Annotated in this window: 17 protein-coding genes; 10 read left to right on the forward strand and 7 right to left on the reverse strand. The window is 51.4% G+C overall.

Features of this window, described 5'->3' with window-relative positions; genetic code table 11:
• Positions 1–7: 7 nt before the first annotated feature.
• Positions 8–475 carry a YchJ family protein gene (locus HMPREF3052_RS10580; RefSeq protein ID WP_070749783.1) on the forward strand — a complete coding sequence of 156 codons (468 nt, stop codon included), beginning with the start codon at positions 8–10 and terminating at the stop codon, positions 473–475.
• Positions 476–741: 266 nt separating this feature from the next.
• On the opposite strand, the gene HMPREF3052_RS10585 is transcribed toward HMPREF3052_RS10580, so the two are convergent.
• Complete coding sequence (locus HMPREF3052_RS10585) at positions 742–1,530, reverse strand: inositol monophosphatase family protein (RefSeq protein ID WP_003684681.1); 789 nt, start codon at positions 1,528–1,530, stop codon at positions 742–744.
• A 167-nt stretch (positions 1,531–1,697) separates the two neighbouring features.
• Here HMPREF3052_RS10585 and HMPREF3052_RS10590 point away from each other — a divergent pair, with 167 nt between their 5' ends.
• From HMPREF3052_RS10590 to HMPREF3052_RS10605, 4 genes are all read left to right on the forward strand, one after another.
• Positions 1,698–2,423, forward strand: a complete 726-nt coding sequence (locus HMPREF3052_RS10590) for a 16S rRNA (uracil(1498)-N(3))-methyltransferase (RefSeq protein WP_070749784.1) — start codon at positions 1,698–1,700, stop codon at positions 2,421–2,423.
• Between the two features lie 107 nt (positions 2,424–2,530).
• Positions 2,531–2,821: an acyl carrier protein gene (locus tag HMPREF3052_RS10595; RefSeq protein WP_070749785.1), complete on the forward strand. Its 291-nt coding sequence runs from the start codon at positions 2,531–2,533 to the stop codon at positions 2,819–2,821.
• Positions 2,818–3,876, forward strand: coding sequence for a beta-ketoacyl synthase N-terminal-like domain-containing protein (locus tag HMPREF3052_RS10600; RefSeq protein ID WP_070749786.1), 1,059 nt, complete (start codon positions 2,818–2,820; stop codon positions 3,874–3,876). The genes HMPREF3052_RS10595 and HMPREF3052_RS10600 overlap by 4 nt, the downstream gene beginning before the upstream one ends.
• Positions 3,858–4,547: a hypothetical protein gene (locus tag HMPREF3052_RS10605; protein WP_070749787.1), complete on the forward strand. Its 690-nt coding sequence runs from the start codon at positions 3,858–3,860 to the stop codon at positions 4,545–4,547. The genes HMPREF3052_RS10600 and HMPREF3052_RS10605 overlap by 19 nt, the downstream gene beginning before the upstream one ends.
• A gap of 110 nt (positions 4,548–4,657) precedes the next feature.
• On the opposite strand, the gene HMPREF3052_RS10610 is transcribed toward HMPREF3052_RS10605, so the two are convergent.
• The 3 genes from HMPREF3052_RS10610 to cyaY form a co-directional block, all read right to left on the reverse strand.
• On the reverse strand, positions 4,658–6,055 hold the full coding sequence (locus HMPREF3052_RS10610) for a hypothetical protein (RefSeq protein WP_070749788.1): 1,398 nt from the start codon (positions 6,053–6,055) through the stop codon (positions 4,658–4,660).
• 185 nt (positions 6,056–6,240) lie between these two features.
• Positions 6,241–6,747, reverse strand: coding sequence for an S-ribosylhomocysteine lyase (luxS, locus tag HMPREF3052_RS10615; RefSeq protein WP_070749789.1), 507 nt, complete (start codon positions 6,745–6,747; stop codon positions 6,241–6,243).
• Positions 6,748–6,801: 54 nt separating this feature from the next.
• Entirely contained in the window at positions 6,802–7,125 is a 324-nt protein-coding gene (cyaY, locus tag HMPREF3052_RS10620; RefSeq protein WP_049328424.1) for an iron donor protein CyaY, read from the reverse strand.
• 71 nt (positions 7,126–7,196) lie between these two features.
• Here cyaY and HMPREF3052_RS10625 point away from each other — a divergent pair, with 71 nt between their 5' ends.
• Both HMPREF3052_RS10625 and lysA read left to right on the forward strand, forming a co-directional pair.
• Positions 7,197–7,367: an LPS translocon maturation chaperone LptM gene (locus HMPREF3052_RS10625; RefSeq protein ID WP_070749790.1), complete on the forward strand. Its 171-nt coding sequence runs from the start codon at positions 7,197–7,199 to the stop codon at positions 7,365–7,367.
• 17 nt (positions 7,368–7,384) lie between these two features.
• On the forward strand, positions 7,385–8,605 hold the full coding sequence (lysA, locus tag HMPREF3052_RS10630; RefSeq protein WP_070749791.1) for a diaminopimelate decarboxylase: 1,221 nt from the start codon (positions 7,385–7,387) through the stop codon (positions 8,603–8,605).
• 102 nt (positions 8,606–8,707) lie between these two features.
• Here the strand turns inward: lysA and HMPREF3052_RS10635 are convergent, their stop codons facing one another.
• Entirely contained in the window at positions 8,708–8,935 is a 228-nt protein-coding gene (locus HMPREF3052_RS10635) for a SlyX family protein (RefSeq protein WP_070749792.1), read from the reverse strand.
• Position 8,936: 1 nt separating this feature from the next.
• Entirely contained in the window at positions 8,937–10,310 is a 1,374-nt protein-coding gene (locus HMPREF3052_RS10640) for a Na+/H+ antiporter family protein (protein ID WP_070749793.1), read from the reverse strand.
• 363 nt (positions 10,311–10,673) lie between these two features.
• Between HMPREF3052_RS10640 and HMPREF3052_RS10645 the strand changes: the two genes are divergently transcribed.
• From HMPREF3052_RS10645 to adhE, 3 genes are all read left to right on the forward strand, one after another.
• The gene (locus tag HMPREF3052_RS10645) at positions 10,674–11,993 is read left to right on the forward strand and encodes an MFS transporter (RefSeq protein ID WP_070749794.1); all 1,320 of its coding nucleotides are present in this window, start codon (positions 10,674–10,676) and stop codon (positions 11,991–11,993) included.
• Between the two features lie 320 nt (positions 11,994–12,313).
• Entirely contained in the window at positions 12,314–12,502 is a 189-nt protein-coding gene (locus tag HMPREF3052_RS12105) for a hypothetical protein (RefSeq protein ID WP_283126981.1), read from the forward strand.
• Between the two features lie 60 nt (positions 12,503–12,562).
• Positions 12,563–14,929, forward strand: coding sequence for a bifunctional acetaldehyde-CoA/alcohol dehydrogenase (adhE, locus tag HMPREF3052_RS10650; RefSeq protein WP_283126982.1), 2,367 nt, complete (start codon positions 12,563–12,565; stop codon positions 14,927–14,929).
• A 262-nt stretch (positions 14,930–15,191) separates the two neighbouring features.
• Here the strand turns inward: adhE and leuS are convergent, their stop codons facing one another.
• Positions 15,192–17,822: a leucine--tRNA ligase gene (gene leuS, locus HMPREF3052_RS10655; protein WP_070749795.1), complete on the reverse strand. Its 2,631-nt coding sequence runs from the start codon at positions 17,820–17,822 to the stop codon at positions 15,192–15,194.
• Positions 17,823–18,000: the final 178 nt, after the last annotated feature.

An 18,000-nucleotide genomic window follows, 5' to 3' on the forward strand; every position in this document is an offset into this window, starting at 1 on the left:
ATTAGGAATGACGGCTACACTTTGCCCCTGTCAGTCGGGGCGTGTTTATACGGAATGTTGCGCACCGTTTCATGCGTGTGAGGTGGCGACCTCGACGGCGGAAGAGTTGATGCGTTCGCGTTACAGCGCGTATGTTTTGCAGGAAATCGACTATATCGTGGACACGACTGTCCCTGCGCAGCAGAATTTGTTGGATAAGCAGGATTTGGCGGCATGGAGTAAGCAGACGCAGTGGTCGGGATTGAAGGTTATCCGTCATGTGCCGTTTGGCAAGCTGCATGCTTTGGTCGAGTTTGAGGCGTATTTTAAAGAGAACGGGCAAACAGAGTGCCATCATGAATTGTCGGCGTTTGTGAAAATAGATGGGCGTTGGTACTTTATGGATCCGACCGTTGCTTTGCCGACGATGAAACAGCCTTGTTTGTGCGGTTCGGGCAAAAAGTTTAAGGCGTGTTGCGGACAGTTTTTCAAATAGTAGTGTAAACAGAGGCCGTCTGAACGTTCAGACGGCCTGAGCGGTTTTTGCAGATAAAAAAAACCATTCATACTAAGGGAGAAGTATGAATGGCCAATACATTGCGGGAAAACGTCTTACTTGCTGCACCGCCCAAAAGGGATGAAAGAGCGGTGTTGTGTCAGCGATTAATATTCTACCGTTTTTAGTATTAAATGCTGTTAAGAAGTGAAATAATTTCAATAAATTGCAAGATAATCGTGATTTTTTGAAGATAAACGGCATTTTTACTGATTTTCTCGAATCCATTTCACCCATTGCTGAAACAGTTCGGGTTGCAATGCGGCGATGACGGAACGCTTGAATACATGTTCGCCGCTCCAAAAATCGTCGCCTTCCAAAGTAGTCAGGCAGCCGCCGGCTTCTTCAAAAATCAATGCGCCGGCAGCGTAGTCCCACAGCTTTTGTCCGCCGTGGATATAAATATCGTAGCGGCCGCTGGCAAGATAGCACCAATCGAGCGTGCTGCTGCCCATGCTGCGGATTGTGCCGAATGGGGCAAGGGTATTCATGCGGCTGGCGAGTTTGCCCGAACGCAGGTATTTGATTTCTACGCCGGCAATGGATTCGTTGAGTTTTTTGTTTTCGGAGCGCAGCGGTAGTGGCGTACCGTTGAGGAATGCGCCTTTGCCGCGTTCGGCATAGAAACATTCGCCGCTGACCGGATTGTAAATCACGCCCAATTCGGCGTGGCCGTTTTTAACCAGTGCGACGGATACGGCAAAATGCGGCAAACCGTTGACGAAGTTGTTTGTGCCGTCGATAGGATCGACAATCCACAGGCCGTCTGAATGTTCGTTCCACAAACGGGTTTGCTCCTGAACGCTCATCTCCTCGCCCAACATCGGACAATCTTCCAATAAGGGCAGGGCGGCGGCAAAAGCGGTTTGTGCGGCCAAATCCGCTTCACTCAAAACCGAACCGTCTTCCTTGCGTCGTGACGGCGTGTTCAGAAAACGCGGCATGACTTCGGTTTGGGCGATGTGGCGGACGACTTTCTGTAAACGGTATAGCACGGCGTATCCTTGTTTTTTGCAGTTTTGCGTGACAGTGGATTAAAATTCGGGAAGTTTTCAAATTATAGTGGATGAAATCAAAATCAGGCAGGCAAGTGTATGTCGTCGCCGTGTTTCAATTTCGTTCACGAAAGTTCAAATTATATACATGAATAAAGCAGGAAACCATGCCCCGATTTTATGTTGATTTTGCCTTAAGCCCCGACAGCGTGGTCGAATTGCCCGATAATGTGGTGCGCCATTTGAATGTATTGCGCGTGAAAAACACGGAAGAAATCGTGTTGTTCAACGGCAATGGCAAGGTATATCCGGCTTTGCCCGAAGTTTTGGAAAAACGCCGCGCCAGCGTGCGGATTTTGCGTGAAGAGGCAACGGACAACGAATCGCCGCTGAACATTACGTTGGTACAGGCGGTATCCGCCGCCGAGCGCATGGATTTCACTTTACAGAAAAGCGTGGAATTGGGCGTGGCAGAAATTCGTCCTGTCATCAGCGAACGCTGTGTCGTCCGCTTGAGTGGCGAACGTGCAGAAAAGCGGGTAGCGCGTTGGCAGGAAATCGTCGTTTCGGCGTGTGAACAAAGCGGCCGCAATATTGTGCCGAAGGTTTTGCCGCTGACGACTTATGCACAGGCTCTGCAGCAGTTGCCGCAGGAAACGACCAAACTGTTAATGAGCTTGAACCGCGCACAAAAACTGAGCGATGTTCGGCCGCAATCCGGCAAAGTCGTGTTTATGGTCGGCCCGGAAGGCGGCTGGACGGAGAAGGAAGAGCAGCAGGCATTTGATGCCGGTTTTCAATCCGTTACGCTTGGTAAACGGGTGTTGCGTACCGAAACCGCCTCACTTGCGGCCATCGCCGCCATGCAGACGCTTTGGGGCGATTTTGCATAAAGTTCGGGCCGTCTGAAAACGAGCGTAGCGAGTTTTGCTAAAACGAGTGTAGCGAGTTTCGCTAAAATGAGCTATTGCTTCATGAGATAAAAATGGGAGTTTAAAAAATGTCTTACACCTTTACACTGGCTGAGCACGAGCTGGAAACGGAATTGAAAAAGTTAATCGTACAAGAGGCCGATAAGGCCGACGATGTGGATATGGATGATTTCACCGACGATGCACTTTTGTTTGGCGATGGCAGTCCGGTCGGTTTGGATTCGCTTGATGCACTGCAAATCAGCGTTGCCTTGCAACAGTATTTCCAAGTGCGCCTGCAGGGCGACCGGATGGTGCGCAAACATATGATGTGCGTACGCGATTTGGCAGCGTTTATTCGTGCGGAGCATGGCGCGTGAGTTGGGTTTGCGGTACGGCGGCCACTTCTGCCTTGAATCCGCAAACGGATTTCAGACGGCCTGATGCGGTGTCTTATACGTTTTTAAACCAACCGCAGCAGGCTGCTTATTTTCGTGCATTCGCAGGCGACAGTTTGGGGCGGAAGGAATTTGCGGATATTGCCGAACAACATTTGCGCCGAGCCGCCGAAAATGCAGGCTGGCCGTCTGAAAGCTGGCATGATGCGCCGGTGTTTATCGGTTCCAGTTCCTATTCCATCTCCGAATATGAAAACCGCCATTTTGCGGGCAATAGGGCGGTAGAAGAACACAATTTGCTTTATCTTGCCGAAGATTTGCGCCGGCGCAGCGGCAATCGGCAGATTTTCAGTTTCGCTACTGCCTGCACTTCATCTGCCCATGCGCTGATTCAGGCGGATAATTGTTTGCGCGACGGGGCGGAGCGTGCCTTTGTGCTTGGTATTGAAAACCTCAACCGGCTGACTTTGCTGCATTTTCACAGTTTGGGTTTGCTGGCCGAACAGTATCGGCCTTTTGGCAGAAACGGTTTGATTTTAGGCGAAGGTGTTGCCGCACTTGCCTTATCTTCCGCTGCTCCCGAATCTTCTTCAGGCCGTCTGAAACTTATCGGACACGCCGCCAATACAGGCAATGACCTGATTCAAAGCGATGGCCAAGCGCAAGAGCAGGTAATGCGCCGTGCGTTAGATATTGCAGGCATCGCTCCTGAAAGTATTGCAGCCGTTAAAACACACGGTATCGGCACGGCTGACAGCGATGCCGCTGAATTGGCCGCACTGGAAAATATATTCGGTACACTGCCGCCTTTGATGGCGTTCAAGCCGCAAATCGGACACACGCTTGGCGCAACGGCAGCCCTTGAAACGGCTTTGCTTTTATCCGCTTTAAAACAAGGCGGAAGCAACGATTATCAGGGGCGGGAAATTTGTTTTTCCGAGTGCGCGACTTTACAAAAAGGCAGCTTTTTCTGTTTGGCCAATCAGTTTGGTTTTGGCGGCAGCAACACATCTTTGGTATGGCAATGGCAACCGTAAATCCTAATATCCGTATTACCGCCGCTGTGCGTTTTGATACTGATGCCGGCACCGACGGTAAAATCCTCAAACAAACCTTAAAGCAGCAAAGCGGTATGGATACCCGCCGTCTCAGTCGGTTAAGCCTGCTTGCCGCGCTTGGTGCAGGGCAGCTAAAGGAACAAAGCAAAATCCGTTCTGATTGTGCTGTTTTTCTCGGTACGCCGTTTTCTTCACCATCCGTATTTGAAAAAATGGCAGATAATGTGCTGAACCATCACGCCGCGATGCCGTTTGACTTTATCGCCAATCTGCACAACTCCCCAGTATTTCATGCCGCGCAAGCGTTAGGAACGCATGGTGCAACTTTGGTTGTGGCTGCCGACAATAATATAGATACCTGCTTTCATCCATTATTGCTGGCGATGCAGTCTGTGCAAAATGGCGGACAAGCTGCGGTTGGCTGGGCATATGAACATCAAGCAGCTCATGCCGATACCCATGAAGGCAGTATTTGGATGTTGCTTGAAGCCGGTGCAGAGCAGGGTGTTCCCGTTGTGTTGAATGATGAAGGTACTCAGACTGATAGGCCATCTGAAAAGCCGCAATATTATTGGCAAAATATCGCCGATTGGATAGAAGAAGTAATGGCGCACGAGGGTAGGAGTGTGAAGAAATATACTTTGGCGTGATCGGCAAATGATTTTAGAGAAAGTATTTGTCTTTTGAATAAATAAGGTTTATGTCATTAAAAAGGCCGTCTGAAAATATTTTCAGACGGCCTTTTTGTATCAAAAACCAATCAACGAGACATCTCACCTTGAATAGCGCGGATATTCGCTTTACGGGCGTTGATGGTATGGGTCAGCTGTTGGATTTTAATCTGGTCGCCTTTTTGTTTGGCCGCATTCAGCTGTGTTTGAAGGCGGGTAATAGCAGCCTGTTCATTGCGCACTTCAGTCTGCAATATCTGTTTGCGGGTTTCTTTAGGGCTTGGTTTAGGAGCCGGCGTAACCACAGGAGCAGTACGGATAACAGGGGCTTTGTATTTGCTGTATGAAGAGGCGCGTGCTTTGCCTGGGCGGTTGCGCAGGATAATATTGAGGCGCGGATTGGCGGCTTCGGCTGTATTGGTCACGCTGGTAATTGGAATATGGGGCAAAATTTTAATATCGTTGTAAACATTGCTCGGATCAAACGGAATATTGGCAGCCGGTGTATATGCCTTAGGGAAAGGTGTTTGCGCGGATGTTTTGCTTTGATCTACCGGGAAAACCGTTGTAGCAGGTTTATTTGGTACATTTGATTCTACTGTTGGCGCAACAACGGTTTTAATCGTTTGTTCGTTAGCCGTGTTTGCGACAGTTGTTTTACCAGTATTGGTGTTTTTTGCATTATATCGGGTTGAGGTTTTGGTATAGGCTTTACCTTTACGCTTGGTTTCAACGTTGATAGGTGTTTTGTCGATTGCTTCATCTGAGGCAATTACGGTTTGGTTATTTTGTTTGGCCGTAGTTTTATCAGGTGTTTTGGGTAAAACAACAGGATTCTGAATAATTGTTTGAGGGAGTTGAATCGCAGATGTTGTTGGAAGGGTTTGCGTAATAGGGGTAGGAGTATTGTTTGGAGTTTGAACAGCCATAGTTTGAGGCTGTGTAGTAGTAGACATGACCTTGAGAACGTCGGTAGTGTCAATTTCAGACTTTATTGTAGGGGCAGTGTCTAAAACAGCTGTATCGCTGAGAATGGCAAGACCGTCAGCAACGTTTTTGTCAATTTGAGAAGTTAGACGTGCTTGTGCAATAGGAATGGAAATAGGTGCCGGAATACCGTATTCATTTCGAGTAACAACGACTGGGGTTTGTACCGCAGGCGTTGCTTGAGAAGCATGAACGTAGTCAGCGGCAGATGCTTTAAATTCTGTTGTTTGTACCGTTTTTAAAGCGGACATATCGTTGAGAATAGCAGAACCATTTGTAACGGATTTATTAGTTGGTTCAGATTCAGTGAATACGTTAGGTTCTGCAACAATGCCGCTCTCTGTAGTGGTGTTTGTGTCAACTACGCGGCAGGTATTGTTGATCTGGTATGAAGCATAAACAGTGATGCCTTCAACATTGCAGACATACTCGGCAGCGTTGGCGGCGGCAGGGAGGGTCAGGCTGAGGGCAATGGCGGTTTTGCAGAAAAACGGTTTCATAAAGGCAATAGAATCAGGTTGTTTGTTTAAAGTGTAATTATACTATGTACACTGTCAGCATCCGCCAACTTATTTTTAGGCGGTGTAAAACTGTGGTTGGAAGGTTGAAAATTGGAATAAAAGGTCTTAAGGCCGTCTGAAACTTGTCATATAAAGTTTCAGACGGCCTTTGCTGTCATTACGTATTAAGCGTTCAACAGGCTTTCGTCCAATGTCAGCTCTTCGTTTTTATTGACGGCGACTTTGCGTGCCAAAACGTTTTGGGCGATTTCGTGCGCTTCGGCAAGCGAGTGCATCAGGTAAGTGCCGCATTGGTATTCGTTCAGCTCGGAGATTTTGCTTTGGTCTTGAACGGTCAAAACATCCTGCATTGAAGCGAGCCATGCGTCGGCTACTTTTTGCTCGTCGGGCGTGCCGATGAGGCTCATGTAGAAACCGGTACGGCAGCCCATCGGGGAAATGTCGATGATTTCAACGCCGTTGCCGTTTAAGTGGTCGCGCATAAAGCCTGCGAACAGGTGCTCCAGCGTATGAATGCCTTTTTCAGGCAGGATTTCTTTGTTGGGAATGCAGAAACGCAGGTCAAACACGGTAATGGTGTCGCCTTTGGGTGTGGTCATGGTTTTTGCCACGCGTACGGCAGGGGCGTGCATACGGGTGTGGTCGACTTTGAAACTGTCTAGTAGGGGCATTTGGGTATCCTTTGAGGTAAATAGATTTTTAGCTAGAGATATTTGAAGACTGAATCACAATTCTGCAATCTCAACTGCTTCGCCCGAAGCCGCACTCAGTGCTTCGTTTAAAACGTCGTAGAAATCGCGGCTGTCGCGCGTTGCCAGCCATTTGCCGTTTTGCTCGGCGAAATGGTAGCCGCCGCTTTTGGCGGCAATCCACAATTCTTGGTTGGGCGTGTGGCGGTTGACGATGATTTGCGTGCCGTTTTCGGCTTCGATGGTCAGGACGTTTCCGGCAAACTGGCAGTCGAAATCCCAGCCGTTTTCGTCGATTTGGTCTTCGATGTGTTCGAACAATTCTTCGCTCATGCGGATGAATTCGCTTTCGGTCATCATGGCTTTTTGTGTGGTTTTTGTTTAAGATACCGAATCTTGCCACATTCGTAATGATGAAGAAAGTTTTACTGATGAAATACGGCGTATTTTTTGCAGCGGCAACGGCTCTGCTGCTTTCTGCCTGCGGCTACAAAGGCGACCTCTACCTGCCCAAAGAAGGCGACAAGGCGCGCTTCGGCGTGATTCAAACCGGCTTGAAATTCGATACGGCCAAAGAACCGACCACTCAAACCAACAATTAAAAAAAGACTTCACAAACATGACCTTATTCTGCGAACAACTCCCTTATACACACCTTGCCGAAGAGTTTGGTACGCCGCTTTATGTGTACAGCAAATCTGCGCTGACCGAGGCGTTTGAAAACTACCAAACCGCATTTGCCGCTTTAAATCCGCTTGTTTGCTATGCGGTAAAAGCGAATGGCAACCTGAGCATCATCAAGCACTTTGCTTCTTTGGGGAGCGGTTTTGACATTGTGTCCGGTGGCGAGTTGGCGCGTGTTTTGGCGGCAGGCGGCGATGCGGCGAAAACGATTTTTTCCGGTGTGGGCAAGAGTGAAGCAGAAATTGAATTCGCACTGAATGCAGGCGTGAAATGCTTCAATATGGAGAGCATTCCCGAAATCGACCGTATTCAGAAAGTTGCCGCGCGCTTGGATAAAGTCGCCCCGGTTTCTCTGCGCGTCAACCCCGATGTCGATGCCAAAACCCACCCTTATATCTCCACCGGCCTGAAAGCCAACAAGTTCGGTATTGCCTATGCCGATGCGCTTGAGGCCTATCGTCATGCTTCCCGGCAAAGCCATTTAAAAATCGTCGGTATCGACTGCCATATCGGCTCACAACTGACCGACCTCAGCCCGCTTGTCGAAGCCTGCGAACGTATCTTGGCCTTGGTCGACCAACTGGCAGATGAAGGTATTGTGTTGGAACACTTGGACTTGGGCGGCGGTGTCGGCATTGTTTACCAAGATGAAAATGTGCCTGATTTGGGTGCGTATGCCAAAGAAGTTCAAAAACTGATCGGTACACGCCGTCTGAAACTGGTTCTCGAGCCCGGCCGCAGTTTGGTCGGCAATGCAGGTGCGTTGTTGACGCGCGTCGAATTCGTCAAACATGGCGAAGAGAAAAACTTTGTGATGGTCGATGCGGCGATGAACGATTTGATGCGTCCGGCGCTTTATGATGCCTATCATCACATCGAAGCGGTCGAAACCAAAGACATTGAGCCATTGACGGCCAATATCGTCGGCCCGATTTGCGAAACCGGCGACTTCCTCGGCAAAGACCGCACCATCGCCTGCGAAGAAGGGGATTTGCTGCTTATCCGCAGCGCCGGTGCGTATGGCTCAAGCATGGCGAGCAACTACAACACGCGCAACCGTGCGGCGGAAGTATTGGTTGACGGCAACGAATGCAAACTAATCCGCCAACGTGAAACCATCGAGCAGCAAATGGCCAACGAATTGGCTTGTTTGTAAGGTTTGATTGTTTAAAAGGCCGTCTGAAAGCTTGATTAACTTTCAGACGGCCTTTGTTATAAAAGAAAAGGGCATGTATCCAACACACCTTTTTTCAGTTGATCAATAATGCGGCGGAATCTCATCGCGCAGGCTGTACGGTTCGCGTTCGCCGTTTGCGCCTTTGTCCTGCATCCGTTGATACAGAAGCCGCAGCTGGCCTTGTTGCAAATCCAAAGTCTGCTGCATCTTGGCGATGGCGTTGTTCAGGCTGCCGATTAAATCTTCCTGCAAGGCCGTCTGAATTTCCAGCTCCGTGACGCGGTGTTCCAATTCCTGAATATCGCTCATATTACAGCACCATCGCGGCAATCCAGCCGGCAGCCATCAGCGGGATATTGTAGTGGATAAAAGTCGGGATGACCGAATCGCGGATGTGGTCGTGTTGACCGTCAGCGTTCAGTCCCATGGTCGGGCCGAGTGTCGAGTCGGAAGCAGGGGAGCCTGCATCGCCCAGCGCACCGGCCGTGCCGACGATGGCGACGGTCGCCATAGGCGAGAAGCCCAAGCTCACGCACAAAGGCACATAAATCGCGGTAATAATCGGCAAAGTCGAGAAGGACGAGCCGATGCCCATGGTCACCAGCAAGCCGACGCACAACATGGTCAATGCGGCCATGCCTTTATTGCCGCCGAACAAAGCCATGCTGTGTTCGACCAAAGGCTGAATCTCGCCGGTTGCGTTCATTACGGCGGCGAAACCTTGAGCCGCAATCATAATAAAGCCGACCATCGCCATCATTTTGATGCCTTCGCCGAAGACATCGCTGGCGGCGGAGCGGTTCATCACGCCCAACATCATAAACACGGCAAAGCCCAACATGGCACCCAATACCAGCGAACCATCGTACAAAAGCTGAATGGCAAAACACACGGCAATCGCCACGGCCGCCACCAAGCTGCGATAGGTTGAAGGCTCTTGTTGTTGTACTGCCGCACGGTTGTCTTCCGTGTCCGTGGTATTGTTTTGATAAATACGCGGCTTGCGGTAGTGCAAAAAGGCCAGCAGTAAGCCGAATACCATGCCCAAAGCCGGAATCGCCATTGCGTGCATCACATTAATGCCGCTGGTGTCCATGCCTGCCGAGCGGATATTGCCCAGCATGATGTCGTTCAAGAAAATGGCGCCGAAACCGTAAGGCAGGAACATATAAGTCGTTACCAAGCCAAACGTAATCACGCAGGCCACCAAACGGCGGTCGAGTTTCAAACGGTTGAACACCAACAGCAGCGGGGGAATAATCATCGGGATAAACGCAATATGAATCGGCACGACGTTTTGGCTCATCACGCCCATGCACAAAATAATCGCCAGCAGCAGCCATTTGACCGCGCCTTCGCCTTTCGCGTTGCCTTCGCCGCCGTTGAGCTTGCGGATAATCACACCGGCGAGCTGTTGCGGCAGGCCGGAATGCGTGATGGCCATGGCAAACGCGCCGAGCATGGCATAAGACAGCGCGATTTGCGCCCCGCCTTTCAGGCCTTCGTTAAAAACAGGAATAATCCCTTGCTGCACCACATCTCCGGTCGTGTTGGTTATATTCTCCAAAGGCATACCGGCCACCAAGCCGCCGACAAACGCGCCGACAGCCAAGCTGAGCACTACATGCACGCGCGATAAAGACAGCACAAGCATGATGATGACCGCAATTACAACCGCATTCATATCGTTCTCCGTTGTTTCAGACGGCCTGTTATGTAAAAACAGGCAATCATCTGTTTACATATTACAAATAAACATCATAACCCAAGCATGAAGCCTTTGCAAAAAACGGCAGGCCGTCTGAAAACCAGATTATCGACTTTCAGACGGCCTGAAGTGATTTCTTGTATAACGTTTCAAAATGGTATGCGGTTTATCGCCAAGTTTAAGATATTCAAAAATAGCCAAAAAACGCGCGCTTCCTATTCTTTGTATATTGTATAAATGTTAAAATCGACATAATGCTCTATTTGGGGTTTGTCGCTGAAACTCAAGCAGTTATTTATAAAATCTAATTCAATAATACACAAACAAAGGAAAGAAACTATGGATATTCTGACGCGGTTGCACAATCTGCCGCCTTCCCGCTTTCATTACAAACTTTTAGTGCTAGTCGGCATCGGTTGGCTGTTTGACGCCATGGATACAGGTTTGGTGTCGTTTGTATTGCCGGCTTTGGGCAAGGATTGGGCGCTGGCTCCGGCGCAGTTGGGCTGGATTGTCAGCATTGCCTTTGTCGGCATGGCTTTGGGCGCAGTATTCAGCGGCTGGCTGGCGGACAGGTTCGGACGGAAAACCGTTTTTGCCGGTACGATGGTGGTGTACAGCATTGCCACAGGCTTGTGCGCACTCGCGCCTGACTTGGCGGTTTTGCTGGTGTGCCGCTTTTTTGTCGGTGTCGGTTTGGGTGGCCAACTGCCCGTCGCCGTGTCGCTGGTCAGCGAATATGCGCCGCCGAAAGTACGCGGCCGTTTTATTGTGTTGTTGGAAAGCTTTTGGGGCTTGGGCTGGCTCTCGGCCGCGCTGGTGTCTTATTTCTTTATTCCGCAAACCGGCTGGCACAGCGCGTTTTTATTCGGCGCCTTACCCCTGTTTTATGTGCCGTTGGTGTTGAAGTTTGTTCCCGAATCCGTGCCTTACCTGCTTTCCCGCGGCAAAACCAACGAAGCGCACCGTTTGGTATCCGCGCTGGAAACTCAATCGGGCATCACGCCGCCGACAGAAGCCGTTGCCGCACCGGCCGCCCCGCGTGAACGCATCCGCTTCGTCCAACTTTGGCAACATCCGTTTGCACGGCGCACGCTGATGCTGTGGCTGGTTTGGTTCGGCATCGTGTTTTCGTATTACGGCATTTTCACTTGGTTGCCCAAACTGCTGGTCGAGCAGGGCAATACAGTGGTCAAAACCTTTGAATATGTGCTGGTGATGATTGTGGCGCAACTGCCCGGCTATATTGCCGCCGCGGCTTTGGTGGAAAGAATCGGCCGCAAAGCAACGCTGGCAGGCTTTCTGGCCGCTTGCGCCGTGTGCGCATGGTTTTTCGGGCAAAGCACCACTGCGGCCGAAGTCATGATCTGGGGCAGCCTGATGTCCTTCTTCAACTTGGGCGCATGGGGCGTTTTGTACACCTACACCCCCGAACTCTACCCCTTGCGCTTCCGTGCCTTCGCATCCGGCTGGGCAGGCGCCATCGGCCGCGTCGGCGGCATACTCGCGCCCATGGTAGTGGCGGCGATGGTGGGCAACAGCGGCGGCTTCGGCAATATCTTTATGATGTTTGCGCTGGTTATGCTGCTGATTGTGGCGGTAATCTTGGTATTGGGTGAAGAAACCAAAGGCCGTACGCTGGAAGACATCAGCCAATAAAAGATAGGCATGAAAAGGCCGTCTGAAAAATATTTTTCAGACGGCCTTTGTTTTATTTTGAGTATGTAATTTTAATACATTGGTTTTCTGTTCTTATTTTAATATACGGGGAAAGCGACCAAGAATGACCGTCTTTGGTTGCTTTGGGGTGAAATCATTATACTTCAATAAATTAAAATGAATAAATGATAAAGAGGCCGTCTGAAAAGTTCAATCATGGTTTGTGATGTAGGTCAAAGCAGAATGTAACTAAATTACTTATAGTAATCGTGGTGAAAATTTATCGACTTTATTGCCACCTTATATCAAGGAGATACACCATGAACGCATCAGCCGACAATGTCGTCAGCCCCGCCGTAGCCGAGGTCAACAGTTTGGTTGAAAAGGGTTTGCGCTCGTTGGACGAGTTTCGCAAGCTGAATCAGGAGCAGATTGATTATATCGTTGCCAAAGCCTCTATCGCTGCGCTGGACAAACATGGTGTACTCGCCATGCACGCGGTTGAATAAACGGGGCGCGGTGTATTTGAAGATAAAGCGACCAAAAACCTGTTTGCCTGCGAAAACGTCGTGCGCTGCCTGCGCGATTTGAAAACCGTGGGCGTCATCAGCGAAGACGATGTAACCGGCATTACCGAAATCGCCGATCCGGTCGGGGTCGTCTGCGGTATCGTGCCGACCACCAATCCGACTTCCACCACCATTTTCAAATCCCTGATTGCGCTGAAAATCCGCAATCCGATTATTTTCTCGTTCCACCCTTCCGCCCAGCAGTGTTCCGCCCACGCCGCCCAAATCGTGCGCGATGCCGCGATTGCCGCCGGCGCGCCGGAAAACTGCATCCAGTGGATTGAAAAACCGTCTATGGAAGGCACTTCCGCGCTGATGAAACATCCGGGCGTGGCGACGATTTTGGCGACCGGCGGCAATGCGATGGTGGAAGCTGCTTATTCCTGCGGCAAACCCGCGCTCGGCGTCGGGGCGGGCAACGTGCCTGCCTATGTCGAAAAAACGGCAAACATCCAACAGGCGGCACACGACATCGTGATGTCCAAAGCGTTCGACAACGGCATGATTTGCGCCAGCGAACAAGCCGTCATCGCCGACAAAGAGATTTATAAAGAGCTGGTCGAAGAGTTCAAATCCTACGGCGTGTACTTCGCCAACAAAAAAGAAAAAGCCATGCTCGAAGACTTCATCTTCGGCGTTACGGCAAACTGCGCCAACTGCGGCGGCGCAAAACTCAATGCCGCCGTGGTGGGCAAACCGGCGGCGTGGATTGCCGAACAGGCTGGGTTTAAAGTCCCCGAAAAAACCAACATCATCATCGCCGAATGCCGCGAAGTCGGCCCTAATGAGCCGCTGACCCGCGAAAAACTCTCGCCCGTGCTGGCGATGCTCAAAGCCGATTCCACCGAACAAGGCTTGCAGTTCGCCGAACAAATGGTCGCCTTCGACGGCTTGGGACACTCCGCCGCCATCCATACCGCCGACCATGAATTGGCAAAAACCTTCGGCACCCGCGTCAAAGCCCTGCGCGTGATTTGGAATTCGCCTTCCACCTTCGGCGGCATCGGCGACGTTTACAACGCCTTCCTGCCGTCCCTGACCTTGGGCTGCGGCTCTTACGGCAAAAACTCCGTCGGCGGCAACGTCAGCGCAGTCAACCTGTTAAACATCAAAAAAGTAGGCCGTCGGAGAAACAACATGCAATGGTTCAAAGTACCCGCCAAAATCTATTTCGAGCGCGATTCCATCCAATACCTGCAAGACATGAAAGACTGCGAAAAAGTCATGATTGTGACCGACCGTTCGATGGTCGATTTGGGCTTCGTCGATAAAGTGACCCATCAGCTCCACCAACGCAAAAACAAAGTAACCATCCAGCTTTTCACCGATGTCGAGGCCGATCCGAGCGTCCAAACCGTCTATAAAGGCACGGATTTGATGCGCAGCTTCCAGCCCGACACCATCATTGCGCTGGGCGGCGGCTCGCCGATGGACGCGGCAAAAGCCATGTGGCTCTTCTACGAACAGCCCCAAGTCGATTTTGAAGACCTTGTCCAAAAATTCATGGACATCCGCAAACGCGCCTTCCGCTTCCCCGAATTGGGTCGCAAAGCCAAATTCATCGGCATCCCCACTACATCGGGCACCGGCTCCGAAGTCACGCCGTTTACCGTCATCAGCGACGGCGACAAAAAATATCCCATCGCCGACTACTCGCTGACCCCGACCATCGCCATCGTCGATCCCGCGTTTACCATGACCGTCCCCGCCGGCGTAACCGCCGACACCGGTCTGGACGTACTGACCCATGCCGTAGAAGCATACGTTTCCGTGCTCGCCAACGACTTTACCGACGGCCTAGCCCTGCAAGCCATCAAGCTCGTGTTCCAATACCTCGAACGCTCCTACAAACACGGTGCGTCCGACCCCGAAGCACGCGAACACATGCACAACGCCTCCACCATCGCAGGCATGGCGTTCTCCAACGCATTCCTCGGCATCAATCACTCGATGGCGCACAAAATCGGCGGCAAATACCACGTTCCGCACGGCCGCGCCAACGCCATTCTGCTGCCGCACGTCATCCGCTACAACGGCACGCGCCCGCAGAAAACCGCCACCTGGCCGAAGTACAACTATTACAAAGCCGACCTGAAATATCAGGAAATCGCCCGTACCTTAGGCCTGCCGTGCGCCACCCCTGCCGAAGGCGTAGAATCCTTCGCCCGCGCCTGTCATGAACTGGCGGTCAACGTCGGCATCAAAATGTCGTTCAAAGAACAAGGCATAGACGAAAAAACCTTCATCGACGGCCGCAAAGAACTGGCAATGCTGTCCTTCGAAGACCAATGCACCCCCGCCAATCCGCGCCTCGCATTGGTCGCCGACATGGAAGAAATCCTGACCAAAGCCTATTACGGCGAATAAAATCGGGTAGTAAAAAAGGCCGTCTGAAACCTGAATATAGGGTTTCAGACGGCCTTTCTTTATTCGGCTAAACCTTGTTTTTATCAAAGCTAAGGTTTTCATTTGAATACGATGGTTCAAAAAATATCTTTATGATTTTGATTTAATTGAAAACCTTACGTTTAAATAAAATAACGATTGGGCTTGAAAGCCAAAATAAAAGGCCGTCTGAAAACCAAGTTTCAGACGGCCTTTATCCGTGTGGCTAAACCTTAAAAGCGGTTTAGACGACGATATTCACCAAGCGTCCGGGAACGACGATGATTTTTTTCGCAGGCTTGCCTTCCATGAATTTCACCGCGCCTTCGGTGGCGAGTGCGGCAGCTTCGAGGTCGGCTTTGGAGGCGTCGGCGGCGACGGTGATTTTGCCGCGCAGTTTGCCGTTGACTTGAACCATGACTTCGATTTCGGATTTGACCAAAGCGGCTTCGTCGACTGTCGGCCAGCCTGCTTCCCACAGTTTCGCTCCGTTCAATTCGCTCCACAGGGTTTCGCAGATGTGCGGCACGATGGGCCACAACAGGCGTACGGCGGTTTCCAATACTTCTTGGGCGACGGCTCGGCCTTGTTCGCTGCCGGTGTCGGTTTTGTCGTATTGGTTGAGCAGTTCCATCACGGCGGCGATGGCGGTGTTGAACTGCTGGCGGCGGCCGTAGTCGTCGCTGACTTTGGCGATGGTGGAATGCAGTTTGTGGCGCAGGTCCTTGAGTTCTTTAGATAAACCGTCTTGGCTGCCTGCAAACGCTTTGACCGCGCCGCCTTGTTTCAGGTATTCGTAAACGGTACGCCACAGGCGGCGCAGGAAGCGGTGTGCGCCTTCGACGCCGCTGTCGCTCCATTCGAGGGACTGTTCGGGCGGTGCGGCAAACATCATGAACAGGCGGGCGGTATCCGCGCCGTAGGCGTTAATCAGTTCTTGCGGATCGACGCCGTTGTTTTTGGACTTGGACATTTTTTCCGTGCCGCTGATGACGACGGGCAGGCCGTCGGCTTTGAGGACGGCGGAAACGGGGCGGCCTTTGTCGTCGAAAGTCAGCTCGACATCGGCGGGGTTGATCCAGTCTTTGCCGCCTTTGTCGTTTTCACGGTAGTAGGTTTCGCAGACGACCATGCCTTGAGTGAGCAGGCGTTCAAACGGTTCGTCAACATTGACCAAACCTTCGTCGCGCATCAGTTTGGTGAAGAAACGCGCGTACAGGAGGTGCAAAATTGCGTGTTCGATACCGCCGATGTATTGGTCGACCGAGCCCCAGTATTTCGCGGCTTCAGCCGATACCATGCCGTCTGAAAACTTGGGCGACATGTAGCGGAAGAAATACCAGCTTGATTCCATGAAGGTGTCCATGGTGTCGGTTTCGCGTTTCGCCGCACCACCGCAGCATGGGCAGGTGGTTTCGTAAAACTCGGGCATTTTTGCCAGCGGCGAACCCATGCCGTCGGGTACGACGTTTTCAGGCAAAACGACGGGCAGTTGGTCGGCAGGGACGGGGACGTCGCCGCATTTTTCGCAATGAACGATGGGAATCGGGCAGCCCCAGTAGCGTTGGCGCGAAATACCCCAGTCGCGCAGGCGGTATTGGGTTTTCGGTTCGCCTGCGCCTTGGCTTTGCAGCTTGGCGGCGATGGCGTCGAAGGCCGTCTGAAAATTCATGCCGTCCAAGTCGCCGCTGTTGACCAATACGCCGTTTTCTTTGTCGCCGTACCATTCTTGCCATTGGTTTGCGTCAAATACGTTGTCGCCGACGGCAATGACTTGTTTTTTCAGCAGGTTGTATTTGGTGGCGAACTCGAAATCGCGTTCGTCGTGCGCCGGAACCGCCATGACCGCGCCGTCGCCGTAGCCCCACAATACATAGTTGGCAATCCACACTTCCAGTTTGTCGCCGTTAAGCGGGTTGACGACGTAGCGGCCGGTCGGCACGCCTTTTTTCTCCATCGTCGCCATATCGGCTTCGGCAACCGAACCGGCTTTGCATTCGGCGATAAATGCCTGCAATTCGGGTTTGTCGGCGGCTGCGGCGGTTGCCAGCGGATGCTCGGCGGCAACGGCAACATAAGTCGCGCCCATCAGCGTGTCGGGACGGGTGGTATAAACTTGCAGGAATTTCGCGTAATCGCCTTCCAAGCCTTGTTTGCTGTCGTCTGAAACGGCGAAGCGCACGGTCATACCGCGTGATTTACCGATCCAGTTGCGCTGCATGGTTTTAACTTGTTCCGGCCAGTGTTCCAGCTTGTCCAAATCGTTGAGCAGCTCTTCGGCGTAATCCGTGATTTTGAAGTAATACATCGGGATTTCGCGTTTTTCGATCAACGCACCCGAACGCCAGCCGCGCCCATCGATGACTTGCTCGTTGGCAAGGACGGTTTGGTCGACCGGGTCCCAGTTTACCGTGCCGTTTTTGCGATAGACGATGCCTTTTTCAAACAGCTTGGTAAACAGCCATTGTTCCCAGCGGTAGTATTCGGGTTTGCAGGTGGCGACTTCGCGCTCCCAGTCAATCGCAAAACCCAGGCTTTTGAGCTGGGTTTTCATATATTCGATGTTGTCATAAGTCCATGCGGCGGGGGCGACGTTGTTTTTCATCGCCGCGTTTTCCGCCGGCATGCCGAACGCGTCCCAACCCATAGGCTGCATGACGTTGAAGCCGTTTAAGCGTTTGAAGCGGCTCAATACGTCGCCGATGGTGTAGTTGCGCACATGCCCCATATGCAGCTTGCCGCTGGGGTAGGGGAACATGGAGAGACAGTAGTATTTGGGTTTGGAAGCGTCTTCGGAGACGTTGAAAATACGCTCGTCGTCCCATTTTTTCTGCGCCGCAGGCTCGATGGCGGCGGGTTGATATTGTTCTTGCATGATGTTTCGCTTTATACAAAGGCGTTGGAAAATAAAATCAAACGCAGATTATAGCGGATTCAGAAGCGGATTGCTTGTGTCGTAACATCATGTCAAACCGCTTTGGCATTGTTGTTTCCCGTTTGTTTTGACATGGAAGAACGCAAACAATCAAAAGGCCGTCTGAAAACAGGGTTTC

The sequence above is a fragment of the Neisseria sp. HMSC056A03 genome, assembly GCF_001815685.1.
GTDB lineage: Bacteria > Pseudomonadota > Gammaproteobacteria > Burkholderiales > Neisseriaceae > Neisseria > Neisseria subflava.